Here is a 24,446-nt window from a genome sequence, read left to right as displayed (position 1 = left end):
TCGGAACGGTCGGGATGCTTAGCGTACGTTTTCGAACATTCTCTCACCGGCCCCCCATTAGGCCTGGGGCCGGCCTCCAAATTTCGCGAAGGAGTCGATCATGTTGAAGAAGTCCCTCACCGCCGCGTTCGCTGGAATTGCCTTGCTCGGCGCGACCCCGGTCCTGTCGCAGGGCATCGGCCACACCTGGTTTATGCGCGGCACCATCGTCGAAGTCGGTTCAACCGGAACAGTCGTTTGCATCGGCAAAGCCGACGGTGCCGAGGTCGGACAGGTTCTCGACGTCTATCGGATCGTCCCTCATACTGGCCCGCAAAAGGGCACGGGCCCGAGTTTTCACCGCAAGGAGGTCGGCGAAGTCAGGATCGATCACGTTTTCGACGACCATTTCGCCCACGTCACCGTCGTCAGCGGCAAGCCGGCTCGCAACGATATCGTCGAACTGCAGCGCAGTCACTAAGCGCGGCCAGCCGCGCGCGCGGCGGCGGTCTATGGGCACGTTGGCCTTTCCCACCGGAGGGCCAACGACCCCTACTCCCCGTGCGAGGCGCTGCACGGCCGGGACGCCCAACAACGGTTCCAAGCGGAAACCGCCTGCACACAAGATGCAGCGCCCGGCCAGCCACATTGGGATGGATGCCATGGCAGGATTGAAGATAGGAGAGTTCGCCGCAGCCGCCGGCGTGGGCCGCGATGCGGTTCGCCATTACGAACGCATCGGCCTGTTGCCTGCGGTGGTCAGAAATGGCGCAGGCTACCGGGTCTACAGCGACGACGACCTCGAGCGGCTGCAATGCATTCGCCACGTCCACGAAGCGGGCTTCAGCCTCGAACAGACCCGCGATTTGCTCGAAGCATCGACAGCAAACCGCGATCGGATCGAGACGCTGCTCGGCGTCACGCGCGCGAAGCTCGACGCCGCGAGGGACAATGTCGAGTGGCTCTCGGAAGTCGAAACGTTCCTGACCAGCCTGGTTGCCGCAACGCCGCTAGACGAAGCCCAGCCCCTGTGGGTCGGTTTTCAGGCGGGAAGATGTGCAACGCGGCGCCGCAGATCGCGCTTCGCGCGAGGCAATTGCTAATCATTACCAAGAAAGAAAGGACCGAATATGGCTTACCTAAATCGCAAGGCACTGTCGTGGACTGGCTTCGGTCTGGCGCTTGCAGGCGCCCTCGCGCTGTCGGCCTGCAACAGCAAGGACAAAGAGGCCACCCCCAGCGCGGCAGCCACCGACGCCGCAAGCGAGACAGGAGCCAGCGACGCGACCAATTCCACGGCAGCCGACGATATGCACAACCGGATGGAGGCCGACCAGCGCCAGAAGATGGATCACGACAGCATGCGCATGGGTCCGGGAATGAACCACCCCGCTACCCCGGCTCCCGACTCGCAGCCAACCAACCAGAGCAGTTCGATGCCAAGCGGGGGTATGCAGGACATGTAGGCGGCGATCGAGCGTTCCCCATGTCGATGCCGAAGCCCCGATGCGCTGTGATCGCTATCGCTGCGTGTGCGCTGGCAATGCCGGCGCACGCGCAGGACGGCGACGAGCACAGCGCGCATCATCCAGGCGGTGCCGCGCCGTCGCCCATGGCTACGCCTGTCTCTTATACACATCTCCGAGCCCACGAGGCCAAGCCGGGCGGCCAGCCCGCCGCCGATAGCGCCATGTCCGCGATGATGCAGGACATGATGCAGGAGATGATGGGCGGAGAAGGCGAACATGGCGGAGCGAACCGGCGCGGCCCGTTTTTCGCCAAACTGCTGACATTGCCAGCCACTTCGGCCGAGGAGAAGCAGGCTCTGGCCAGCCAGGCGGAACAGCGCGTCTCAGACGGCTTGGCAATGGTCGAAGCGGCCAACGCGGCGGCAATGCACGCCGCGACCCCGCAAGCCCGGCTCGATGCGGCAAAGAAGTTGCGCGAAGGGCTCGATCTTCTGAAGAGCGGTGCTGCCGGTCAAGCCGCGCTTGCGAGCGAAGCGCAAGCTCCGATCGCGGCGCAGACCTGGTTTCGCGACCAGCTCGGCATCGCCGATCCGGCGCATGCAAGCGCTCGGCAATTGTTTGGACTTTCGCCTTCGCACTTCTTGCTCATGCTCTTCCTCGCCTTGGTCAGCGCCAGTCTAATCGCGCTGCAAGTGCTCCGGCTTCGCCGTGTCCGGACGCTGATGGGTGCGGCGAATGCCGCGAGCGGCCCTTCGGTCGCGGCGCCCGTTGCCGCCCTCGCCAGGACCTCGGGGCAACCGCTGCCGGAATCGCTTCCCCCGGCTCGCGACGCCGTGCCGACGCAAGACGTCCCACCGGCTGCGGCCTTGCGTCCTTCGAAACGGTGGTCGGGCCAGCTAAAGGTCGTTCAGATCGTTCGCGAGACGCCTACGGTCCAAACCTTCCGATTGGCCGATCCCGGCGCGGATCGCCTGCCATTCGACTTTCTGCCGGGCCAATTCTTGCAGGTGGAGGTCACCCCGCAAGCGGACAAAGCCGTGCGAAGATCCTACACGATCGCCTCCTCGCCGACGCAACGGGCCTACGTCGAACTCACCGTCAAGCGCGAGGAACAGGGCGCGGTTTCGAAGTTTCTCCACGATGAGGTCAAGACTGGCGATCTGCTCAAGGTGACGGGCCCCTTCGGTGAGTTCACCTTCACCGGAACCGATGCCGAGAGCATCGTCCTGATCGCCGGGGGCGTCGGCATCACACCGATGATGTCGGTGCTGCGCTATCTTACCGACATCGCCTGGCCAGGAGAGATCTTCTTCCTCTATGGCGCGCGCTCGACCGAAGAATTCGTCTTTCGCGACGAGCTCGAACGGCTGGAGCGACGCTTCGCCAACCTTCATGTGATGGCCGCAATGCAACGCTCCGCGGGCACCGTCTGGCTTGGGCCGGAAGGGCCGATCACCCTGGAAATGCTGCGCGCCGCTGTGCCGGACATAGCCAAGCGCCGGGTCCACCTGTGCGGTCCCCCCGGCATGATGGCGGCAATGCGCGCGCAGCTCGCGGAGCTTGGCGTGCCCGAGGCGCAGTTGCACACCGAGGCATTTGGCCCTGCCTCCTTGCCGGACAACGCGGCTGAGATCGAAACGAAAGAGCGTCCGGCGGCGGCACGCACGAAGCGCAAGGATGCCGTGGCGCCAACAACGGTGACCTTTGCGGTCTCGGGCGTCTCGGCCCCGTTGTCCGCAGAGGAGACTGTGCTGGAAGCCGCCGAAGACGCCGGCGTCGAGATTTCCTATGCCTGCAGAATGGGCGAATGTGGCGTCTGCGTCACCAAGCTGATCTCGGGTGAAGTCACGATGGCGGTCGAGACCGGTCTCGATCCGGAGGACAAGCAAAAGGGTTACATTCTGGCGTGCCAGGCGAAGAGCGCCGGACAGCCGCTGGTGGTGGAAGCCTGATGCGCGAGCGCGGTGATATCCTGGTTGCTCTCATGGTCGCGTTCGTGATCCTCTTCCCGTTGGGATATCTGCTGCACGTCTCTCCGCGCTTCCCGGGCAGCCTGGCTGGCGGGGTCATTGGCATCGCGGCTGCGGTGCTGATGCTGCTGACCTTGCCCTATGTCCTGGTCAAGCACGTCAAATCGATCGCCGAGGCGACCGCGCACCGTGTCAGCAAGCCGACGCTGCTGGCGATTCACATCTACGCCGGGGTTCTGGCCGCGATCCTCGGCCTCGTCCACGCCGCGCATAGCTTGGAGAGCCCGGCCGGATTGGTCTTGACCGGGACGCTATTGCTGACGGTCTTGAGCGGCTACATCGGCCGCTATTTGCTGGGCCAGTTGGCTAAGGCGCTGCGCGGACGGAAATCCGAACTGGCCTCGCTACAAGCGGCGCTTCTTGGCCTCGACGCGACCATTGCCAAGGAGGCGGAAGCGCCCCCGCTGCGCCGCTGGCACAGATTGTTGTTCGTCTCCGCCGAGCGGCCCGCCGATCCCGCCGCGAAGGACGCTGAATCCCTGGCCGGAGCAATGGTGGACATGGAATTCGCGGTGCGGGCGGAAAGCGCAACCGATGCCCTGTTCGGCAAGTGGCGGTGGCTGCACATCGTGGTCGGCTGCATTCTCTACGCCGTCCTTGTCGTCCACATCGGCGCCGCGATCTATTTCGGATTGCGCTGGATATGAGGTTTGCGCGCCTCCTTTTTTGGCTCTTCGTTCTCGCGACCGTGGCTCTGCTGGTGGGTGCGCCATTGGCCTTGCGCACGAACGCGCCTTCCGAGGCCGGGATTGTGGAGCGTTTTGTCGCTCCCGGACCCTTGTCGAGCGCCCACCGGTCGCTGGCCGGACAATGCGCCAGCTGCCACACGCCCCTCAAGGGAGTTGAGGCGAAGACCTGCCTGTCATGCCACGCCGGAACCGAGTTCGGGGACAAGCAATCGACCATGTTCCATTCCCAGGCCACGCAATGCAGTTCCTGCCATGTCGAGCATCAGGGCAATCAGGGGATTGTCCAAATGAGCCACGCCGCGTTGCTCGATCCGAAGAACTGGAGCGGCCCGGCTCTGCAAATGCAATCCCGCAAACCCCTGGCGACGTCCGGTGCGACGCTCGATTGTGCGAGCTGCCATTCGATCAGGGACAAGCATCTCGGGCTGTTCGGCGCCGATTGCGCCACCTGCCACAGCACCGATTCGTGGACGATTGCCAGCTATCGCCACCCTTCGACCAATTCGACGCAGTGCGTCGAGTGTCACAAAGCGCCTCCCAGCCACTATATGGAACACTTCAGCATGGTTTCGCAGCGGGCCGCACGCGAGAAGGCCCGGGTCGATCAGTGCTATTCCTGCCATACCACCGACAGCTTCAACAACATCCGGCGCCGGGGGTGGTATGATCACCATTAACGCGCCCTGGCTAAGCCAGTTTTTCCACCTGGCCGTCGTCGTTCTGGATCTGGCCGGCACCTTGGTCATCCTGGTCGGCGCGGCCTATGCCAGTGGCGTGTTTCTCCGGGCGTTTCGAGGGAGCGACCGGTCGCGCGCCTATCTCGCCTTCCGTTCGACGCTGGGGCGCAGCATTCTTCTGGGTCTCGAATTCCTGGTCGCAGGCGACATCGTCAAATCGCTGGTGATCAACCCGACAATCGCCGACCTGGTCGTACTGGCCGGGCTGGTCCTGGTGCGCACGTTCCTCAGCATCTCGCTCGGTGTCGAGATCAATGGCCATTGGCCCTGGCAGGATACCGTCATGGCGCGTCATCGCTCGCTTGCCGCAGGTAGCGGTGGCCAACCCGGCTGCGGGGAGAATCCCGGGATCGATCCAAACGGTTCATGATGGAGGTAAGGATGATCGAACGCAGAACCCTGTTGGCGAGCGGTACGGCGCTTCTCGCTTCAGGAGTGGCAAGCGGCGCTGTCGCAAGCGATGGTTCGGGGCACGCCGCAGCAATGGCGATGCCGATGAAGGACTGCATCGATCTTTGCGCCGCGTCGCATGCCATGTGTTTGGAGACGGCGAACTATGTCGCAAGCTCGAGCCGATCGCCGGCCAGCGCCCCGCTGCTCACGCTCCTGAGCGATTGTGCGGAAATCTGCCAGGCGACGGCCAATTCGATGCTGCGTCGCTCGGCGCTGCACACCATCCTTTGCCGAGCCTGTGCGGACGCTTGCGACCAGTGCGCTCGCGAATGCGAGCAGCGGCGTGACGACCCGCAGCTGACCCATTGCGCTGAAGCCTGTAGACGGTGTGCGGAAGGCTGCCGCCATATGGCCGCGATGGCCGACTGAACGGGGCGCTTCGCAAACTACGTATAGTTTCAAGCGGCGGGTGGTCCCATTGCAGAGCCAAGAAGCGGCGAGAAAAACGCAAGAGTATCGCCAGTTTAGCGGAGACGCGAAATGACCCGGAAAGCCATCTATCTTACTGTTTTCGGCTTGCTCACCAGTGTCGGCGGCGTAGCCTATGTGATGGCCGACGAACTGCCGGCCGACATGCCTGCGGTCACGGCCCCAAAGCCCACAGCATCACCCAAAGCGCCTGTCGCCCCGCCGCCGCCGTCGACCACGGCCGCTCAGGACCATGCGCACCAGCAGGGCATGGATCACGGCGGGCAGCAGATGCACGATCAAATGATGCAGGACCACCAGATGGGCATGCAGGGCATGCAGCAGCAGGGCATGCAGCAACAAGGTATGGGCGGCATGGCGGCGCAAGGCGGCAAGGCGGGCATGCCGATGAAGCCGGGCAAGGATTGTTGCCCGAGCAAAGGCATGAAGCCAGCGGACAAGCCCATGGCGATGCCCTCGGACAAACCGATGCCGATGAATGACATGTAGACTCCGCTCCCCGGAGCTGACGGCCCGCCGCCCCGCCCCCGGCGGCGGGCCGTTCTTGCCCCCCTTCGCCGCAAAGGGCCGGATTTGCGCCATGTATCGCTAGGACCACGCGCGCTCCCGTCAGACTCAAATCGCGGGACAAACCCTGAGTGCAAGCGATGCTCGATAGGCGGCGGGCGAACGGGGTAACCGGATCCTGCCGCAAGGGCCGCGCTTGGCCGTCACGCACACACTTGACGAGGACAACACAAGAACCGGGATCATGTTCGAACAGGCCATCGAGACAATCAATGCCGCGCCAACTTTCCGGCATCGCTACGACAATTTCATCGCCGGGCGCTGGAGCCCGCCTTCCACAGGCCAATATTTCGCCGACACGAGCCCGATCAACGGCGCGCTGATCGCCGAGTTCGCCCTCTCTACCACCGAAGATGTCGAGCGCGCGCTCGACGCTGCCCACTCCGCCAAGGACCAATGGGCGAGGCTTGCGCCGGCCGAGCGCGCAACGCTGCTCAACAGGATCGCCGACCGTCTGGAACACAATCTTGAACTGCTGGCGCTTGCCGAGACGATCGACAACGGCAAACCGATCCGCGAGACGCGCGCCGCCGACGTGCCGCTCGCGATCGACCATTTTCGTTATTTCGCCGGCTGCATCCGGGCGGAAGAAGGCACGATCTCGACGATCGACGCCGACACCATCGCCTATCATTTCCGCGAGCCGCTCGGCGTCGTTGGCCAGATCATCCCATGGAACTTCCCGCTGCTGATGGCGGCATGGAAGATCGCCCCGGCGCTTGCCGCCGGCAACTGCACGGTCATCAAGCCGGCTTCACAGACGCCGCTCACGCTGCTGACTGGCTGCCGGCATGGGCCCAACCGGTTTCCGAGGGGCTCACCGTGCCGATTCCAACCGTATCGGGCACCGATATAACGCTGAAGATCGCACGACAAACGATGACGATCGATGGGCGCCGGTCAGCCGCGATCGGCATCAACGGCACCGTGCCGGCCCCGCTGATCCGCCTTCGTGAAGGCCAGACAGTGCGGCTCAACGTGATCAACGATCTCGACGAAGACAGCTCGATTCACTGGCATGGCCTTCTCGTGCCACCCCAACATGACGGCGTTCCTGGCGTGTCGTTTCCGGGAATTAAGCCGCGATCGAGCTATCTCTACGAGTTTCCCGTCCGTCAGAACGGCACCTATTGGTACCACAGCCATTCCGGCCTCCAGGAGCAGCTTGGACATTACGGCCCGATCGTGATCGATCCTGCAGGCGCCGACCCCGTCCAGTCCGACCGCGAGCATGTCATCGTTCTGTCCGACCATAGCCAGCTTTCGCCAGAGGCGATCTTTCGGCGCATGAAGGTCGATCCAGGCCATTTCAATTTCCAGCGGCAGACACTTGCCGGTCTGCTCGCAGGCAAAGACCAACGGCTCAAGGATAGGGTCGATTGGGGAGCGATGCGGATGGATCCGACCGACGTCTCCGACGCCACAGGCGCCGCTTATACCTATCTCGTCAATGGCCATGGGCCGTTTGACAACTGGACTGCGCTTTTCACGCCAGGCCAGCGGGTCCGTCTGCGGTTTATCAATGCCTCCGCGATGACGACGTTCAACGTCCGCATTCCGGGGCTACGCCTCACCATCGTCCAGGCTGACGGCCAAAATGTCATGCCGATCGAGGTCGACGAGTTCCAGATCGGCGTTGCAGAGACCTATGATGCAATCGTCACGCCGTCCGAAGACAAGGCCTTCACGCTCGTCGGCGAGGCTATCGACCGCTCCGGTATGGCGCGGGCAACCCTAGCACCTCGGGCCGGCATGACCGCGCCGGTTCCACCTCTTCGAAAGCGTCCCATCACGACGATGAAGGACATGGGGATGGATATGTCCGGCATGCAGGGCATGGAAGGCATGGACATGTCGGGTGGCATGAACTCGTCTCGCGGAGTCGATCCGACAGCGGAGAAAAATGCGTCGGGGCGACTTGCTTCGGGCGTCGCTGCCGGAGCGGCCATCCAAAGCACCAAGCCGCAGATGGCGGGCATGGATCATAACACGATGGGAGCGATGGACCATTCCTCCATGGGTCAAGGCAGTGTGACCGGCATGGATCACGCGGCGATGGGCCATGGTGCGATGGCCGGCAGTCAGCCCATGGCGGGCCATGACATGGGATCGACGGATATGGGCGCGATGAACATGCGCGACTTCTCCAACGCACCTCAGGTCAAGCGCGGCCCCGGTGTCCAGACGATCTCACCGATGCCAATGGATCGGACTGGCGAACCCGGCCAGGGTCTCGAGGATGTCGGTCACAAGGTCCTCGTCTACAAGGACCTGATGGCGCTCGACCGCAATCCCGACGTGCGCGCGCCGTCTCGCAGTATCGACATCCATCTCACCGGCAACATGGAGCGCTTCATGTGGTCCTTCGATGGCGAGAAGATGTCCGACGTGCATGAGCCCATTCCGTTCATCGAGGGCGAGCGTGTGCGGGTGAACCTGATCAACGATAGCATGATGGGACATCCTATCCATATTCATGGCCATTTCTTCGAGCTGGTGACCGGCCATGGCGATCATGGGCCGCGCAAGCATACCGTGATCGTTCAGCCGGGCGGGAAGGTGACCTGGGATTTCACTGCAGACGCCGTCGGCGACTGGGCCTTCCACTGCCACCTACTTTATCACATGCATGCCGGCATGATGCGGATCGTCAGCGTCCGTCCCAAAGGAGAGGCAGCATGACGCGGCTCGCTGCTCTCCTCGCCGCATCGTCCGCCATGGTCCTCACAGCACCCGCGTTCGCGCAGGATCATTCGATGCACAACATGCCGGGGATGTCGATGCCGACGGCACAGCCACAGGCTGCAAAGCCCAAGCCCAAGGTGAGAAAACCGGCACCCCGTCGACCAGCGCCTGCGGCGCGCCCGGTGAGGCGCGAGCCTCCCAAGCCTGCCCAGCCACCGGCAGCGCATCAGGGTCATGATATGCAGGGCATGGATCACTCCAACATGCCGGGCATGTCCGAAGACCCCTCAAAGACCATGGCTGATGACGCCATGCCGGGCATGGACATGCAAAACGAGCATGCCGGCCACGACATGAGCGCGATGCCGACCATGCAGCCGACCGGTACGGCACTGCCTGCCGGCAGCGCGCCGGCTCCAAGGCCACCAATGGACCATTATGCCGATCGCCAGTTTCCCCCGGCCGAAATGGCGCTGGCGCGCCGGAAAATGATGGCAGAAGAAGGCGGCCAGACGCTGTCGCAGGTGATGTTCAACCTTGCCGAATATCAGGCCCGCAAAGGCCGTGACGGCTATCGGTGGGACGGCGAGGCTTGGTTCGGCGGCGACATCAACCGGCTGACGCTTAAATCCGAAGGAGAAGGCGCTTTCCGCGACGGCGTAGAAGCCGCAGAGATCCAGGCGCTCTACAGCCGCGCGATAGGACCCTATTTCAATCTCCAGGCAGGTGTGCGCTACGACTTCAAGCCCAATCCCTCACGCGCCTATGCCGTGCTTGGCTTCGAAGGGCTTGCCCCTTATTGGTTTGAGGTCGAGGGCGCTGTCTTCCTCTCGGACAAGGGCGACCTGCTCGGGCGCGTCGAGGGCTATTATGATCAGCGCCTAACCCAGCGCCTGGTCTTGCAGCCTAGGGTCGAACTGAACTTCGCTGCGCAAGACGTACCGGAAAATCGCATCGGGGCCGGTCTTTCCAATGCAGAGCTGGGCTTGCGGCTGCGCTATGAAATCACGCGCAAGCTCGCACCCTATGTGGGTGTGTCCTACGACGCGAAAAGCGGCCAGACCGCCCGTTACGCGCGCGACGACGGGGAAGATCCGACAACGACGAGTTTTGTCGCTGGCGTCCGAATCTGGTTCTGAGCGCTCACCGAGGACGTGAGGCGGACTGATATCCGGGCGGGACCGACAGGAGAGTGAGATGGACCATTCGCAGAACGCAGGAAGCAAGATGAACGGCTATTTGAGTCTTGCCCTGCAGACCTTGATCGGCGCCGTCATCATGTACCTCGTGATGTTCGTCATGATCGACAGCCTCGACAGCTTCTACAACAATCTCAACATGCTCTACATGACGCTGATGATGGTAGCACCCATGGTGGTGCTGATGATTCTGGCGATGAAGCACATGTTTGCATCGCGCTCCGCCAATCTTGCGATCATCGTCGTATCGGTGGCCGTTTTCTTTGGGTCATTCGCGCTGATCCGATCCCAAACGACAATCGACGACGTCGCCTTCCTGCGTTCGATGATCCCACATCATTCAGGCGCCATCCTGATGTGCCGCGAAGCGAATCTCCGGGATGCAGAGGTCAAGCGCCTGTGCGGCGAAATCCGAAACTCTCAGCGCCGCGAGATCGAACAGATGAAGGTCATCCTTGTGCGCCTCAATTGACGCGCGGCATATTTCGAGGGGTTCTTCTCCCGACCGCGTATAGGCAGATGAAGGAAAGAGGACCGAACATGCTGAAGCGCCATCTGCTTGGAGCCGCATTGATGCTTTTGGCAACCGCTGCAAATGCGGCGGGCCCGATCGTGGTTCACCGCGACCCGGGATGTGGGTGCTGCGAGCAATGGGCGGCACAAGTCCGCGCACAGTTCGGGCGGCAGATCAGGATGGTAGACGATCAGTCTCGCGCCACTTTCCAAGGCACGCGCGGCGTTCCGGCCTCGCTGTCCTCCTGCCATACCGCAGTCATCGACGGCCTGGTCTTCGAAGGTCACGTTCCCATCGCAGACATGAAGCGGGTGCTCGCCCAGCGCCCGAAGGGCGTCACTGGCCTAGCCGTGGCCGGAATGCCGGTGGGATCGCCGGGCATGGAGGTGCCGGGTCGTCGCGGCGACCCCTATGTCGTCGTCGCATTCGGTCCATCAGGCACACGAATATTTGCGCGCCATCAAGGATAGATGGCGATTGTCGGAAAGATTAGGCTGCGATAGATAGAAACGTCTTGAAACGCTTGCTCGCCTCTCTGCTCCTTGTCGGAGCGCTCTTCGGCCTCTTCGGGGCGCAGCTGGCCTATGCGCACGGCGTGCCCGTCGCGGCGCGTGCGCCCACAGCGATGGCGATGGACGCCGATTGCATGGCAATGATGGCCAAGCAGCAGCCCGCGCCAAAAGGAACACCGTGTAAGGGGCTTACGCTCGATTGTATCGGGGCGATGGGATGCGTTGTGCCAATCGTGCTGGGTAATGCAGTGCCCGCGCCCGCATCGCCGTGGATTCACAACCAGGCTATTTTCTGGACCACCGTCAGCGTCCTGCAGGGGCACGAGTACGCACCCGAGCCGGAGCCCCCCACCCTCCTTGGCTGATTGAACAATCGCGCCCGTCAGGCGCGCGGCTTCTTGTCGCGTCCAGACGCCCGCGATGCCTCTCCATACAGTCAAGGATATTCGTGATGATCAAGAAGTCGATTTTGGCCGCCCTGCTGGCGGTCTTCAGCCTCGCCGCGCCCGCATGGGCTGCCGACCAGAGCAGTGCGCCGCAAGGGCGCTGGGAATGGAAGTCAGTGCCGCAATATGGGCCGCGAGCGACCGGCCCGGCGCAGAAGCGCGTGTGGGTGCCCGACAGCGCGCAGATGGCGAACTGCGCCTGCGACATGATGAAGACGAGCGCGGCCGATTGCATGAAATCCATGCATGAAGGCAACATGTCGTCTTCGGCCGGCTGAGCCACGGTTCCCGGCCGATAGGATAGAACAGTGAGGCCAGGCGCGTCGCGCCGGCGCGGGCAAGAGACCGCGTCGGCGCGCGTTGGCACTCATAATTTGTCCTTCACGGCCCGGGATCCTCTGCAATGGGAGTCCTCCATGCGTACCTTCTTCTTAGCCGTCCCTGTGCTCGCTCTGACCACGAATCCCGCGCTCGCCGGGCAGCTTCGCTTCGAGGAGGCGCTCGCCCGAGCCGAGGCACAGGCTCCCTCGCTTCGCGCCAAGGCGCTGGAGGCTGATGCGCGTCGTTCTGCGCTGCCCGCCGCAGGGCAGCTTCCTGATCCCAAGCTTGGACTCGGAATCGACAATTTCCCGGTGTCGGGTCCGCCAGCGGGCAGCTTCGTCGAAGACAGCATGACGATGGCGCGGCTAGGGATCTCGCAGGAGGTCCCCAACGCCGCCAAGCGACGTGCGCGCTCAAGCAGAGCGCGGACTGATGTCCAGGCGGCGGAAGCAACCTTTCTGTCCGAGAGCAGGCGGGTCAAGGTGGCGACGGCGCTGGCCTGGATCGATCTCGCCTATGCGGAGCGTCGTCTTGCCGCCCTCAACGGCATAGTTTCCCGGCTCGCCCCCCTTCCCTCCGCGGCAAAGTCGGGTGTTGCCTCGGGCGCGGCCCGCCCCGCACAGACGCTGCAGGTTCGGCAGTCGCTCGCGGTGCTGGAAGACCGCCGGAGCGAGCTCGCCGCCGAAGTGGGACGTCAGCGCGCGCTCCTTTCGCGCTGGACCGGCGAGTCGGCGCCTGAAACCGTTGGCGACGTCCCAGCGCTCACGGTCGATGCAACGACTTTGCGAGCCGCATTAGCGGAGCATCCCGATCTCGGCGCCGCCAGTGCCCGGGTCGCCCAGGCCGAGGCTGACGTTGCCATCGCCCGCGCCGATAAACGTCCCGACTGGGGCTTCGACGTCGCCTATCAGCGCCGCGCAGACCGTTATGGCGACATGGTCTCGGCCGGCGTCACCGTCAGCCTGCCCCTTTTTGCCAAACGGCGGCAGGACCCGATGATCGCCTCCAGTACCGCGAACGCCGGCGCGGCGATGGCTGAGCAGGAGGACATGCGCCGGTCGCTGCTCGCCGATCTCGAAGCCGGCCTTGCCGACCATGACATGCACCATGAGCAATGGATGCGCGCACGCGACACGCTGCTGCCGCTCGCGCGCAATCGCGCTGAGCTCGAGACGGCCAGCTATGCGGCGGGTCGCGCCGGGCTGCTCGACGTGATCGAGGCCCAGACCATGCTTGCCGACATCGAACTGCAATTGCTCGACAGGGAGGCCGAAGTCGCGCGCGATGCTGTGCGGCTCGTCTTCACCTTTGGGGGGAACAGCCAATGAAATTCGACACAAGCTCGCGCGCGCAGCTGGGCATGGCCGCCGCGGCGCTCGCACTCGCGGCGGGTGGCCTCGGCTATGGCCTCGCGAATTGGCGCCATGAGTCTCCGCCTGGAGCAACAGCGCAAAGCGGACGCAAGATCCTCTACTGGTACGATCCGATGGTCCCGAGCCAGCATTTCGACAAGCCGGGCAAATCGCCTTTCATGGATATGGAGCTTGTCCCCAAATATGTCGACGAAGCGGCGAGCGGCGAGACCGGCGTGGCGATCGACCCAAGCCGCACGCAATCGCTTGGCCTGCGCATCGCGGAGGCGCGAACGGGCACGCTGGGATCGGGCCTCGCGGCGACCGGTACAATCGAGTTCAACGAGCGCGACGTCGCCATCGTCCAGGCGCGAACTGGCGGCTTCGTCCAACGGGTCTATGCGCGCGCGCCGGGCGATGTGATCGGGGCAGGCGCCCCGCTCGCCGACATACTGGTGCCGGAATGGGCGGGCGCACAGGCGGAATATCTGGCCGCCCGGCGGATCGGTGATGCGGGCCTCGCTCGCGCGGCCCGTCAGCGCCTGCTCTTGCTGGGCATGCCCACCGGAACGGTGGCCGCAGTCGAGCGGAGCGGGCGACCGCACAATGTGATGACGATTTCGGCGCCGACCGGCGGCACAATCAAGACGCTCGGCGTCCGGGCCGGGATGACGGTCGCGAGCGGTCAGACACTCGCCGAGGTGAATGGGCTCGGTACGGTGTGGCTCAATGCCGCCGTGCCGGAGGCGATGGCCGGCAGGCTTCGCCCAGGCCAGAGCGCGACCGCGACCCTCGCCGCCTATCCGGGCGAGCGCTTCACCGGCCGCATCGCCGCGATCCTCCCAAGCGTCGCCGCCGAAAGCCGGACGCTCACCGTGCGGATCGAACTTTCCAACCGAGCCGGGCGCCTGCGCCCTGGCATGTTCGCCTCGGTCGATCTCGGCGACGCTGCGCGGCCGGCACTGCTCGTCCCCTCGGAGGCGGTCATTCGGACCGGCAAGCGTTCGCTCGTCATGCTGGCGCTGGCGCAAGGGCGCTATCGGCCCGCCGAGGTGCAGACCGGCGCCGAGTCAGGAGGCCAGACCGAAATCCTTGCCGGCCTCGCCGAGGGGGAGAAGATCGTCGCTTCCGGCCAGTTCCTGATCGACTCCGAGGCCAGCCTCTCGGGAATCGAGGCGCGCCCGATCGGCGGGGCAGCCCCAACTCCGCGACCGGAAACGACATCCAACGGCGCCTATCGCGCGAGCGGCCGGATCGAAAGCATCGCGGGCGACCGGATTACCCTCAGTCACGCCCCTGTCCCCGCGCTCAAATGGCCCGCCATGACGATGACGTTCAAGCTGGGGAGCCCGGCGCTCGCGCGCGGGCTCAAGAAGGGCGACCGCGTCGTCTTCGGCTTCGACCAAGCGGCGGAAGGTCCAGTTGTTCGCACGCTGAGCCGCGAGGCGGCGCGATGATCGGCCGTCTCATCGACTGGTCGGCTAACAACCGCCTGTTCGTAGTGCTCGGCGCCCTGGCGCTCGTCCTCGGCGGACTCCTTGCCTTGCGCAGCACGCCGATCGACGCGCTGCCCGACCTCAGCGACACCCAGGTCATCATCCGCACGAGCTATCCGGGCCAAGCCCCCCAGATCGTCGAAAATCAGATCACCTACCCGCTCGCGACGACGATGCTGTCGGTGCCCGGGGCGAAGACCGTGCGCGGCTATTCCTTCTTCGGCGACAGCTTCGTCTATGTCATTTTCGCCGATGGGACCGACCTCTATTGGGCGCGCTCGCGCGTCCTTGAATATCTCAACCAGGTCCAGGGCCGCTTGCCTGACACCGCACGCAGCGCGATCGGCCCCGACGCCACCGGGGTGGGGTGGGTCTATCAATATGCGCTGGTCGATCGGACCGGCGGACACGACCTCGCGCAGCTGCGGTCGCTCCAGGACTGGTTCCTCCGCTACGAGCTCAAGAGCCTGCCTGGGGTGGCCGAAGTCGCCAGCATCGGCGGCATGGTCAAGCAATATCAGGTCGTGCTCGATCCGGTGAAGCTTGCCGGTTACGGCATCACCCACGCGCAGGCCGTCGCGGCGATCGGGCAGGCCAACCAGGAAACCGGAGGCTCGGTCCTCGAGCTGGGCGAGGCCGAATATATGGTGCGCGCTTCGGGCTATCTTCAGACGCTCGACGACTTCCGCGCCATACCGCTGCGCACTGCGGCCGGCGGCGTGCCGGTAACGCTCGGCGACGTCGCGACCATCCAGCTTGGCCCCGAAATGCGCCGCGGTATCGCCGAGCTCGACGGCGACGGCGAAGTGGCGGGCGGAGTCGTCATCCTGCGTTCGGGATCAGACGCACGTGCCACTATCCAGGCGGTGCAGGACAAGCTCGAGCTCTTAAAGAAGAGCCTGCCGCGCGGCGTCGCGATCGTGCCGACCTATGACCGCTCGCACCTCATCGATGCCGCGATTGAGAACCTCACGCACAAACTTGCCGAAGAGTTCGTGGTTGTGGCGATCGTCTGCGCGCTGTTCCTCTGGCACGTGCGCTCGGCGCTTGTCGCGATCGTCACGCTGCCGCTTGGCGTCCTCGCCGCCTTCATCGTGATGCATTTCCAGGGCGTCAACGCCAACATCATGTCCTTGGGCGGGATCGCGATCGCGATCGGCGCCATGGTCGACGCCGCGATCGTGATGATCGAGAACGCCCACAAGCGGATCGAGCAATGGGAGCATGATCATCCCGGTGAAGAGCTGGCCGGGGGGGCGCGCTGGACGGTGATCACCGACGCGGCGCGCGAGGTGGGTCCCGCGCTCTTCTTCTCGCTCCTCATCATCACCCTGTCCTTCGTGCCCGTCTTCACTTTGGAAGCACAGGAAGGGCGTCTCTTCGCGCCGCTCGCGTTCACCAAGACCTACACCATGGCGGCCGCGGCGATCCTGTCCGTGACGCTGGTTCCGGTGCTGATGGGCTGGCTCATCCGGGGCAAGATTCCTTCCGAGCAGGCCAATCCGGTCAACCGCGCGCTGACGCGGGCCTATCGTCCCGCCATCGACTGGGTGTTGAAGAAACCCAAGGCGACCCTCGTCCTCGCGGGGCTGGTCTTCCTGACGACCGCTTGGCCGCTGTCCCGGCTCGGCGGCGAATTCCTGCCGGCGATGAACGAGGGCGATCTTCTCTACATGCCCTCGGCGCTGCCGGGGCTCTCTGCCGCCAAGGCCTCGGAGCTGCTCCAGCAGACCGATCGCATGATCAAGTCGGTGCCTGAGGTCCAGAGCGTGTTCGGGAAAGCGGGGCGCGCGGAGAGCGCGACCGACCCCGCCCCGCTCGAGATGTTCGAGACGACGATCCGCTTCAAGCCGCGCGAGCAATGGCGGCCCGGCATGACTCCGGAGAAGCTGGTCGAGGAGCTCGACCGCACCGTGAAAGTACCCGGCCTCGCCAACATCTGGGTGCCGCCCATCCGCAACCGGATCGACATGCTGGCGACCGGCATCAAGAGCCCGATCGGGGTCAAGGTCTCTGGGTCGGATCTTGCCGCCATCGACCATATCGCGCGCGAGGTGGAACGGGTCGCGAAGGGAGTGCCCGGAGTGAGCTCCGCACTCGCCGAGCGGCTGACAGGCGGGCGTTATGTCGATGTGCAGATCGATCGGATCGCCGCCGCGCGATATGGCCTCAACATCTCCGATGTCCAGGCGATCGTCGCGGGCGCGATCGGCGGCGAGAATGTCGGCCAAACCGTCGAGGGGCTGGCGCGCTATCCCATCAATGTCCGCTACCCGCGCGAGTTGCGCGACAGTCCGGACGCACTGCGCGCTCTTCCGGTGCTCACGCCATCGGGCCAGCAGATCACGCTGGGCAGCGTCGCGCAGATCGCGATCAGCGACGGACCGCCGATGCTGAAGACCGAGAACGGACGGCCATCGACCTGGGTCTATGTCGACGTCCGGGGACGCGATCTCGCCTCGGTGGTCGATGATCTGCAGACTGCGGTGGCCCGCGAGGTCAAGCTCTCGTCGGGTGTCAGCCTCGCCTATTCGGGCCAGTTCGAATATCTCGCGCGCGCGATCGACCGGCTGAAGATCGTCGTGCCGGCGACGCTCGCGATCATCTTCCTGCTGCTGTACCTCATCTTCCGGCGGCTCGACGAGGCAGTGCTCATCATGGGCACAATCCCCTTCGCGCTCACCGGCGGTTTCTGGATCCTCTACCTGCTCGGCTATCACCAGTCGGTCGCGACCGGCGTCGGGTTCATTGCGCTTGCCGGCGTCGCCGCCGAGTTCGGCGTCGTGATGCTGATCTATCTCAGGGATGCCCTCGAGGCGCGGGGCGAGAGGCCGTCGCACGAAGATATTGCAGAAGCGGTGCGCGAAGGCGCGCTGCTCAGGGTCCGGCCCAAGGCGATGACCGTCGCCGTCATTATCGCGGGGCTTTTGCCGATCCTCGTCGGCTCCGGCGCCGGCTCGGAAGTCATGAGCCGGATTGCCGCACCCATGGTCGGCGGCATGCTGACCGCGCCGCTTCTCTCGATGTTCGTCATCCCCGCCGCCTATCTGCTTCTGAGGCAGCGGTCTTCTCAACCCTCGATCCCAATGAAGCACCACGAAAGGAACCTGCAATGAAAGTTCACGCTCTGTCCGTCCTGGCCCTGACCGCTGCCCTTGCTGCATGTGGCTCGAAGACCGAGACCAATGAGGCGGCAGCGACGAATACGGCGGCACCGGCGGCTACCGAAACCAACGCGATGGCGGGCGACATGGGCAATATGGCGATGTCCCCTACAGGGGGGCCGGTGAGAGAATGTTCGAAAACGTACGCTAAGCATCCCGACCGTTCCGATGGAGGCGGAGCGGCCTGAACCGCTCGCGGGGCTTGTCCATCTCGCTCCACAGATAGTCGCCAGTGAGGCCGATATGCTCCCAGCCCAATGGCGCGACATGGGCAAGCAGTTCGTCCAGCACCATTCTTCGAACTGCCGCCAGTCGCTGTCATACGCCCGCACGGTGTTGGCGGCCTTGGAGCGCGCACGGTATGAGCGGGCAGCTTCAATCTCAGCCATGAGCTGAGGCGGGATGGCATTCCCCAAGGGCGCGAGCGCAGCCTCATCTGAGAGCCCCAAAGCCCTGCTGCTGTCATCATCCAAGGCGACACTCCTCCAGCTTCAATGCCGCTGCTGTGCCCTGCCCTGGCCTTCGGGTCGGGCGACGTATCAGCGAATATCGTCTGCTTTATATAGATTTGCGCATCGTCCGTGAAGGGCTCTTATCGGACAGCAAACCCACCGTACAAGCTGGGTATACTTTTTAGGCCGTTCATATACTATTTGCCCGATGGCGCCTTACCCTCCCCCTTGGCAACTGACCCTTGCGCGGATCGAAGGCGCCCTCCCCTTCATCTCGCCGGAGCTCGCCGAGTGTCTGGCGATGGCCTCATTGCGGCGTCTTTGGCGCGTGCATGTTCGAGACTATCCCTTTGATAATCTAGGAATCGCACACAACCCGGGCATTAATGCGAGCGAACTTGTCCGATCATGGTACTCGGAGGAGCGGCGGCAATTTCTGTCGTGGATCGGCCGACGTGCGTCCCCTGTCCTCGCCAAGGCTGCCAGGCAGGTGCTGGCAGCCAAATGCCAGACCGAAGGCTTCACCGAGGCCTACACACCCGCAGACAATGCGCTCGCGCGGCTCGACGCTCTGCTCCCCAGCAGGGATCCCGACGGCACGCTGATCGAGTGGCTTGAGGAACTGCGAACCGAGGAATTCGACTTTTTCGAAGGCGGCAGCGAAATGGTCCAGGTAGGTGGGCTCGCAATCACGCGTTCGGCGCCGCGTGGCGCGGCCTGGGCTGCCTCATTGGCTGCGGCCATAAGGCCCCATCTTTTTGGATTGGGCTCGGCCCCGCTCGCGCTTGCAGGCATCATGCCGCGGGCCCTGTTCCGCGAATTCCACGAAGAACCCCTGCCCGCCCTTCTCCGTTCAGCGCTTCAGACGGCCACTGACAAAGCCGCGATCGATTTGCGGGTGATGCGAGAGGCTGTTGCTTTGGCCGACAAGCAGCTGGCCGGTCGGCTGTATACCTCTTCAACCGCTCCGCAGGCGTGGCGCATGATCGTCAGCCTTGGCCCCCTTACCAGAGCGGAGCTTGCCAGAGCCCTAGGCGTGACAAAGCGAACAGCTTCGCAATCGGTGTCCTCGTTGCAGGAGGCAAGCATGGTGCGCTTGCGCGAGACCGATAGTGCTATGGTACCGGCCAATGCTGATCTAGTACCGCGCGAATAGCCTCTTCGGCTTCCTGCCGCGTTGCACCACCTTTGTTCAACAAGGTGATCCGAACCCCCTTGCGATCAGCTCCCTCAATCCGAAGCACAGGCACGCCCACACCATTGGCAACAGTCTCGACCTTTCCTGACTTCTTGGGGGATCCTGACTTCTTGGGGGGATCGACCGCAAGGGAAAGGGCCTTGATTACCTCCAGCACCGAGAGCGACTGGTTTGTCCGCTCCCGTTCGGCAGCAAGCCGGGCTGCCTCCAGGAAGGCCCTCTCCCTCCGGTCCTCGGGCTTCAAGAGCGCTTTGAGTGCGATCGCATTACGAATTCCGAGTTCCTGCGGATTAGCAAAGGCTCTGGTCAACTCCTCGGGCAGGCGAGCCAGATCGAGATAGCGTGTGAGCCAGCTTTCGGACACCTTGAGCCGCTCGGCCATCGTCTTCTGACGGCCCTCGTAGTAGGCGGTCAAAGCTCGCAGATAGTCCTTCGCGCGCTCGAAATCGGTTAGGTCGTCCCGTGCGCGGTTCTCGAGATCTGCGAGCCTGAAGGCCTCCTCATCGCCAATCTCGCGCACGTCGACGAGGAACTTGAAGTCTGGGTAGTTGTGCGTCCGCAGCCAGCTGATCGACCAGTGCCGCCTCGCCCCGCAGATGACCTCGAAATCATATCCGTCGTCACCAGACAGGCGTCTGACAATTGCCGGGATCTCCTGCCGGCCCTGTGCCTTGATGCTCTCAATCAGGTCTGCGCAACGCTCCTCGGTGAGGAGCGCATAGTCGCGATTGTGGCCAGCCCACATCCGGCACCTTGCCGGATCAACAAGCTCATGCGTGCGCGAGACAATCGCGCCGGAAGCGAGATCGGCCAAACGGTTTGATCGCCCGGTAAGCACATTCGACGCGATGCTCGATCGACGCGGCGTGGCGGAATCCTCGGTTAGATCGATCCCGGCGGCCAAGTCGGCGGCAAAACCGCTGTTCTTCCTACTCATGAAAGCCTCCCATTAGCAGAATTGCACGCGTGCAATTTTCCCAGCGGCTCATACCAAGGCCTCCTGCCGGAGGCGCTTTTGATGGCTTGGCCACATCGATCGAATGTCGACTTCGATTTCTGAGTTCACGCCATCAAGGTAGTTAAGGCAGCGATTGCGTACCGCCGAGCTCGTAGCAGGCCCGTCGAGTTCATAGACTGTCATCAGCCGCGCAGTCGCATTGTCGATCTCGGCAGAGTCCTTGAGCGGCGTTCGAACCATGGCGTGGCCAAACAGCGTCCGCATCAACTGCAGAAGCTCCTTCTGCATCGACTTGTTCTCATCGACCTTCGAGGCGACGAAGCGGAGAAACGTCAGTTCCGGGGCAAGCCCCCGATCAGCAAGCTGCTCGATCGTTTCATCAAGCATCGAGAGAAATGCCGCGGTTGAGGAGAAGTCCATTACGGTTGGGGGGACAGGAACCACCAGCGCGTTTGCCGCGCGCAAAACTGACAGGGAGATTGCTCCGAGGGCCGGCGGAGGATCCATGACGATGACATCGAACCGATCCGAAATGCTCTCGATGCCCTCCTTGAGACGGTCAAGCAGGGCCCCGTTCCCCTGGGCCATTCGCGCCGCCAGCTCATACTCGGAGTTGAACAGGCGAAGGTTGGCGGGGATCAATTCAAGGCCATCAAAATGTGTCTTGCGAAGGGCGTAATCGAGAGAGGACCGCTCACCTTCACGCAGGAATGGGTAAAGGGTGTCATCTTCGGTCAGATCGAGATCGGGCACGTAGCCAAAAAGCGTTGTCGCAGAGGCCTGACTATCGCAGTCAATGAGCGCAACACGGTACCCCCTGATCGCGAGGTACTGCGCCAAGTGGACTGCCAGGGTGGACTTGCCGACACCTCCCTTGAAGTTCTGAACTGCGACCACACAGCACGGATCACCCGGCGCGCGGTACGGGCGCGTCCCGAACACGCCGCGCATGTCGTTCAGCTGTGCAAGGGTGTATCTCTCACGCCGGTTGCTATCGGTCCTTGCCGGCTCGGGCAGGCGCCCGTCCTTCTCTGCATCACGGATAGCTGCCGGTGTTCGCCCGACGAGCTCAGCCGCCTTTCCAATCGTGAAGGTTGGCTCACGGCGGGCATCTGATCTCGCGCTTCGAGCAGAGTCGCGCAGTTTCTCCAACACTGACGATGTTCGACTAGCCAGCGTTGCGACCGAAACCAAACGTTCAGCCTCTTCAATCTGAAGTCCGTTAGACACATGCCGTCCTTTCGCAATTGAGAGCGTGCTACACCCACTTGCGCTTTTCGGTCAAGAAATTCGGAAATTTCGAAAGTCGAACTGCCTTGTCAGCCTAAATTTGGGGAGGCGGCGCCCCATCCTGACTCGGTGGGGGCGCGGCGAATTGCACGCGTGCAATTTTGCCTATGAGGGCCGCCCACGCCGGTTTACCCACCCCTCACAAAAGCCCTTCCACGCCGCAATCAGCTTAGCGCCACGAAGCTTCTCCAACCGATTGCCCATGTGGTCGCGAAAACCGCTCGCGATAAGGTCAACATCCCATCCACCGCCATGCTTTCGGGCGACTTCAAGCAAATCGGCGTGCCCGAAGCGGATCGAGCCAGACGACGGGAATGTGGACTCTGACTGCTTGATCGCATGCACCGCACCGGGCGTAGATACTATTGCCCCCTGCCCTGCCGTTATGGTCTCGACGGAACCGGTCCGCCTTGCCTGCCGTCCCGCCGAATGCCGGTCGAGCTCATCTACCGTTTCCAAGACCTCCGGGGCGCCCTTCGGTTCAAACCGGAACTCAAGCTCGGTGACCGTACGCCCCTGCCGAATTTCACGCCATTCGACACGGAAGTGAGCGAGCTGGTCAATTTCAGACTTCGCCTTCTCAAGCACCTTGCGCCGAAGCTGAGCGAAGTCCGTGTAGACATCCGGCGGGATCCCGAGCGCTGCACGCAGTGCCTGCATATCTCCTCGCCAAGTTGCTTGGCGGCGATGGAGGCGAAGGGCTCCAAGCTCGTAAAGCTTGAGCGCATAATTCGAGCGGAAACCCAAGACCGCTTGCCGGTTAAGCACGGCATAAGTCTCAGAAGCCTGGATCAGCTTACGCGCATCGGGCGTGAACTCCCATTCGATCCAGCCCGTCTCTCCGCCATCCTCGTCGGTTTCCTCTTTAGACCGAGAGATCAGGGAGAACAGGAGAGTCGCCTTCTTTCCGCGCCACGATTTATCATCCACAGCAAACAGGGTGCGATGGAGCTCCTGAAGCATGTCGCTGATCCGCTCGTTACCCTTGTGGCCTCGGCGTATATCGGCTTTGCGAATGCGATGAGGACGATCTTCCCATGCGTCTCCACCTGCGGTCAGGATCATGAGCGCCAACAGCCGCGATGCCGTCAGACTAAGCGACTCACCTTTGACGAATTTGATCTCAATGATGTTGCCCGGTTTGGCGAACTCGTCGCCACCCTTTGCCTTCAATGCAGCAGCAACGCGCATCGCACGTCCGGGGGAACCTTCTTCAGGCTTCTCCTCGGAAGCTTCTACTATTGGGCTGTCATCAGTTTCCATGCCATAGTGCGATCAGAGCTTGATTCTTCGAAGGATTGATTGCTGCCTGACCTGACCTCGTTCGTCAAGTCAGGTCAGGATGGGATTCCTTTGGGAGCCCCCAAGAGGTCAGGAATGAAGGTCTGTGAACGGGAGGCAAAATCCCAGGAGATTCCGCGAGTCGGCAAGCTTACGGACAGAGCGCTGATTAGGGGGCAATTTTGATGTTTGCGGGCGAAGTTAGGCCACTAAGCAGCGCGCTGAAGGTCCGTCCCCCACGCGGTCAGGATGGCCCCAGCAGGTCAGGTGAATGCCCCCGCTCGGTCAGGGTTCAGCCCCCATCAGGTCAGCCTAACACCCCCATCTGGTCAGGAAGATCGGCTTAAAGTGCTGGATTCACCTCAAAAATTGGCCTCGAATCTGAATCTCTAGAATCAAGAATCCTTCCGCTGCAAGCAGCGGCGTTTTTATGATGATGTTTCTAAGGGAGAAGGGCCAGCGCCCTCGATACAATCGCTTCCGTGAATCACAGCGGGTGTAGTGATTCAAATTTCCGGTTGGACCCACAGCCGATATCCCTGTCACCAAGCCACCATGAGAACACCCATCAGCCAGTCTTGGCATTGGCAGGCCATCGACCCTTCACGCAATGTTGCCCGTGCCTACCATCTCTGGATCCAAACCGACCTGTTCGGTTGGACGACGATTGAACGTCGCTGGGGGAGGATCGGCTCAAAAGGGCAGGGGGTAACCCTGAGTTTTCCTGACAGGGCCCAAGCCGAAATCATCGCCCGACAGGTCCGCGAAAGACGCAAGAGCGCCTTCAAACGAATAGGAGTAGGTTACCAAGAGGTCGAATGACCGCCTTGCACGCGCATCTGCAAGGGAGGGAAGGGGGGAGGGGGGAGTGAAGCTCATGACCCTAACAGCACTCCGACCAACTCAGGACACGGTCACGCGCGCGCTGCGCCAGATCGCAGCCGGGATCGGGCTCGATCATTCCGCCTACCGCATCAGCTACTACACCTCGCAGGAGGCCCTCGCCGGTGAGCATGTGCTCGAAGCAGACGGTGTCTACATCCGCATCAGCCCCGAGCGGTTCGGCGAACCGGGTCTCGCCTGGCGGAACCCGTTCTGGAAGCCCCCCGGCGCGGTCATGCGCAAGGCTCCGATCACCGCGCTTGCCGACATTCCGGCACTCACAGCGCGGATCGCCCGCGAACTGCAAATCGCACCTCCGGCTCAGCCGGGGCTCATCTGAAGG

General features: G+C 63.1%; 25 protein-coding genes and 1 pseudogene. 22 read left to right on the top strand and 4 right to left on the bottom strand.

Annotation, left to right across the window (positions count from 1 at the left end; translation table 11 throughout):
* Window positions 1-100 precede the first annotated feature (100 nt).
* From AX725_RS19660 to AX725_RS19570, 19 genes and pseudogenes are all read left to right on the top strand, one after another.
* A complete protein-coding gene (locus AX725_RS19660; protein ID WP_039330738.1) occupies window positions 101-460 on the top strand; it encodes a hypothetical protein in 360 nt (119 codons plus the stop codon).
* Between the two features lie 145 nt (window positions 461-605).
* On the top strand, window positions 606-1,082 hold the full coding sequence (locus AX725_RS19655) for a MerR family transcriptional regulator (protein ID WP_066271183.1): 477 nt from the start codon (window positions 606-608) through the stop codon (window positions 1,080-1,082).
* Between the two features lie 27 nt (window positions 1,083-1,109).
* Window positions 1,110-1,445, top strand: a complete 336-nt coding sequence (locus AX725_RS19650; RefSeq protein WP_039330740.1) for a hypothetical protein — start codon at window positions 1,110-1,112, stop codon at window positions 1,443-1,445.
* 26 nt (window positions 1,446-1,471) lie between these two features.
* Window positions 1,472-3,400 (top strand): 2Fe-2S iron-sulfur cluster-binding protein, encoded by a 1,929-nt coding sequence (locus AX725_RS19645; protein WP_502686121.1) that lies wholly within the window; start codon window positions 1,472-1,474, stop codon window positions 3,398-3,400.
* Window positions 3,400-4,125 carry a hypothetical protein gene (locus AX725_RS19640; RefSeq protein WP_039330914.1) on the top strand — a complete coding sequence of 242 codons (726 nt, stop codon included), beginning with the start codon at window positions 3,400-3,402 and terminating at the stop codon, window positions 4,123-4,125. Before AX725_RS19645 ends, AX725_RS19640 begins: the two co-directional genes overlap by 1 nt.
* The gene (locus AX725_RS19635) at window positions 4,122-4,844 is read left to right on the top strand and encodes a cytochrome c3 family protein (protein ID WP_039330744.1); all 723 of its coding nucleotides are present in this window, start codon (window positions 4,122-4,124) and stop codon (window positions 4,842-4,844) included. The genes AX725_RS19640 and AX725_RS19635 overlap by 4 nt, the downstream gene beginning before the upstream one ends.
* Entirely contained in the window at window positions 4,831-5,274 is a 444-nt protein-coding gene (locus AX725_RS19630; protein ID WP_052241802.1) for a DUF1622 domain-containing protein, read from the top strand. The genes AX725_RS19635 and AX725_RS19630 overlap by 14 nt, the downstream gene beginning before the upstream one ends.
* Before the next feature lie 11 nt (window positions 5,275-5,285).
* Window positions 5,286-5,726: a four-helix bundle copper-binding protein gene (locus tag AX725_RS19625; RefSeq protein ID WP_066044103.1), complete on the top strand. Its 441-nt coding sequence runs from the start codon at window positions 5,286-5,288 to the stop codon at window positions 5,724-5,726.
* 111 nt (window positions 5,727-5,837) lie between these two features.
* Window positions 5,838-6,275, top strand: coding sequence for a hypothetical protein (locus AX725_RS21080; RefSeq protein ID WP_052241806.1), 438 nt, complete (start codon window positions 5,838-5,840; stop codon window positions 6,273-6,275).
* A 262-nt stretch (window positions 6,276-6,537) separates the two neighbouring features.
* Window positions 6,538-7,131: pseudogene (locus tag AX725_RS19615) on the top strand (aldehyde dehydrogenase family protein); the annotation flags it as partial.
* Window positions 7,053-9,035: a copper resistance system multicopper oxidase gene (locus AX725_RS19610; protein WP_082730824.1), complete on the top strand. Its 1,983-nt coding sequence runs from the start codon at window positions 7,053-7,055 to the stop codon at window positions 9,033-9,035. The pseudogene AX725_RS19615 and the gene AX725_RS19610, both read left to right, overlap by 79 nt.
* Complete coding sequence (locus tag AX725_RS19605; RefSeq protein ID WP_066044094.1) at window positions 9,032-10,177, top strand: copper resistance protein B; 1,146 nt, start codon at window positions 9,032-9,034, stop codon at window positions 10,175-10,177. The genes AX725_RS19610 and AX725_RS19605 overlap by 4 nt, the downstream gene beginning before the upstream one ends.
* Window positions 10,178-10,235: 58 nt before the next feature.
* Window positions 10,236-10,709: a DUF305 domain-containing protein gene (locus tag AX725_RS19600; protein ID WP_066044097.1), complete on the top strand. Its 474-nt coding sequence runs from the start codon at window positions 10,236-10,238 to the stop codon at window positions 10,707-10,709.
* Window positions 10,710-10,777: 68 nt separating this feature from the next.
* Entirely contained in the window at window positions 10,778-11,221 is a 444-nt protein-coding gene (locus AX725_RS19595) for a DUF411 domain-containing protein (protein ID WP_060977813.1), read from the top strand.
* Window positions 11,222-11,265: 44 nt separating this feature from the next.
* The gene (locus tag AX725_RS19590; RefSeq protein ID WP_060977811.1) at window positions 11,266-11,628 is read left to right on the top strand and encodes a hypothetical protein; all 363 of its coding nucleotides are present in this window, start codon (window positions 11,266-11,268) and stop codon (window positions 11,626-11,628) included.
* Between the two features lie 86 nt (window positions 11,629-11,714).
* Complete coding sequence (locus AX725_RS19585; RefSeq protein ID WP_067512508.1) at window positions 11,715-11,987, top strand: hypothetical protein; 273 nt, start codon at window positions 11,715-11,717, stop codon at window positions 11,985-11,987.
* A gap of 138 nt (window positions 11,988-12,125) precedes the next feature.
* Window positions 12,126-13,358 carry a TolC family protein gene (locus AX725_RS19580; RefSeq protein ID WP_060977810.1) on the top strand — a complete coding sequence of 411 codons (1,233 nt, stop codon included), beginning with the start codon at window positions 12,126-12,128 and terminating at the stop codon, window positions 13,356-13,358.
* The gene (locus AX725_RS19575) at window positions 13,355-14,839 is read left to right on the top strand and encodes an efflux RND transporter periplasmic adaptor subunit (protein ID WP_060977809.1); all 1,485 of its coding nucleotides are present in this window, start codon (window positions 13,355-13,357) and stop codon (window positions 14,837-14,839) included. Before AX725_RS19580 ends, AX725_RS19575 begins: the two co-directional genes overlap by 4 nt.
* Window positions 14,836-17,994: an efflux RND transporter permease subunit gene (locus AX725_RS19570; protein ID WP_060977808.1), complete on the top strand. Its 3,159-nt coding sequence runs from the start codon at window positions 14,836-14,838 to the stop codon at window positions 17,992-17,994. The genes AX725_RS19575 and AX725_RS19570 overlap by 4 nt, the downstream gene beginning before the upstream one ends.
* Before the next feature lie 195 nt (window positions 17,995-18,189).
* Here AX725_RS19570 and AX725_RS21075 read toward each other — a convergent pair whose 3' ends face one another.
* Complete coding sequence (locus AX725_RS21075; protein ID WP_156442001.1) at window positions 18,190-18,336, bottom strand: hypothetical protein; 147 nt, start codon at window positions 18,334-18,336, stop codon at window positions 18,190-18,192.
* A gap of 366 nt (window positions 18,337-18,702) precedes the next feature.
* Between AX725_RS21075 and AX725_RS19560 the strand changes: the two genes are divergently transcribed.
* Window positions 18,703-19,650 carry a MarR family transcriptional regulator gene (locus AX725_RS19560; RefSeq protein WP_060977088.1) on the top strand — a complete coding sequence of 316 codons (948 nt, stop codon included), beginning with the start codon at window positions 18,703-18,705 and terminating at the stop codon, window positions 19,648-19,650.
* On the opposite strand, the gene AX725_RS19555 is transcribed toward AX725_RS19560, so the two are convergent.
* The 3 genes from AX725_RS19555 to AX725_RS19545 form a co-directional block, all read right to left on the bottom strand.
* Entirely contained in the window at window positions 19,610-20,629 is a 1,020-nt protein-coding gene (locus AX725_RS19555) for a ParB/RepB/Spo0J family partition protein (protein ID WP_060977089.1), read from the bottom strand. The genes AX725_RS19560 and AX725_RS19555 overlap by 41 nt on opposite strands.
* A gap of 48 nt (window positions 20,630-20,677) precedes the next feature.
* Complete coding sequence (locus AX725_RS19550) at window positions 20,678-21,880, bottom strand: AAA family ATPase (RefSeq protein ID WP_060977090.1); 1,203 nt, start codon at window positions 21,878-21,880, stop codon at window positions 20,678-20,680.
* Window positions 21,881-22,045: 165 nt separating this feature from the next.
* Window positions 22,046-23,131, bottom strand: a complete 1,086-nt coding sequence (locus AX725_RS19545; RefSeq protein WP_060977091.1) for a replication initiation protein — start codon at window positions 23,129-23,131, stop codon at window positions 22,046-22,048.
* Window positions 23,132-23,776: 645 nt separating this feature from the next.
* On the opposite strand from AX725_RS19545, the gene AX725_RS20725 reads away from it, so the two are divergent.
* Together AX725_RS20725 and AX725_RS19540 are read left to right on the top strand one after the other, a co-directional pair.
* A complete protein-coding gene (locus tag AX725_RS20725; RefSeq protein ID WP_081097192.1) occupies window positions 23,777-24,043 on the top strand; it encodes a WGR domain-containing protein in 267 nt (88 codons plus the stop codon).
* A 55-nt stretch (window positions 24,044-24,098) separates the two neighbouring features.
* Window positions 24,099-24,443: a hypothetical protein gene (locus tag AX725_RS19540; RefSeq protein ID WP_156442093.1), complete on the top strand. Its 345-nt coding sequence runs from the start codon at window positions 24,099-24,101 to the stop codon at window positions 24,441-24,443.
* Window positions 24,444-24,446: the final 3 nt, after the last annotated feature.

It is taken from the genome of Blastomonas sp. CCH9-A1 (genome assembly GCF_001557175.1).
In the GTDB taxonomy this organism is placed as follows: Bacteria; Pseudomonadota; Alphaproteobacteria; order Sphingomonadales; family Sphingomonadaceae; genus Blastomonas; species Blastomonas delafieldii_A.
Note: the sequence above shows the minus strand (reverse complement) of the source record. Positions and strands in the feature narration are given on the sequence as shown.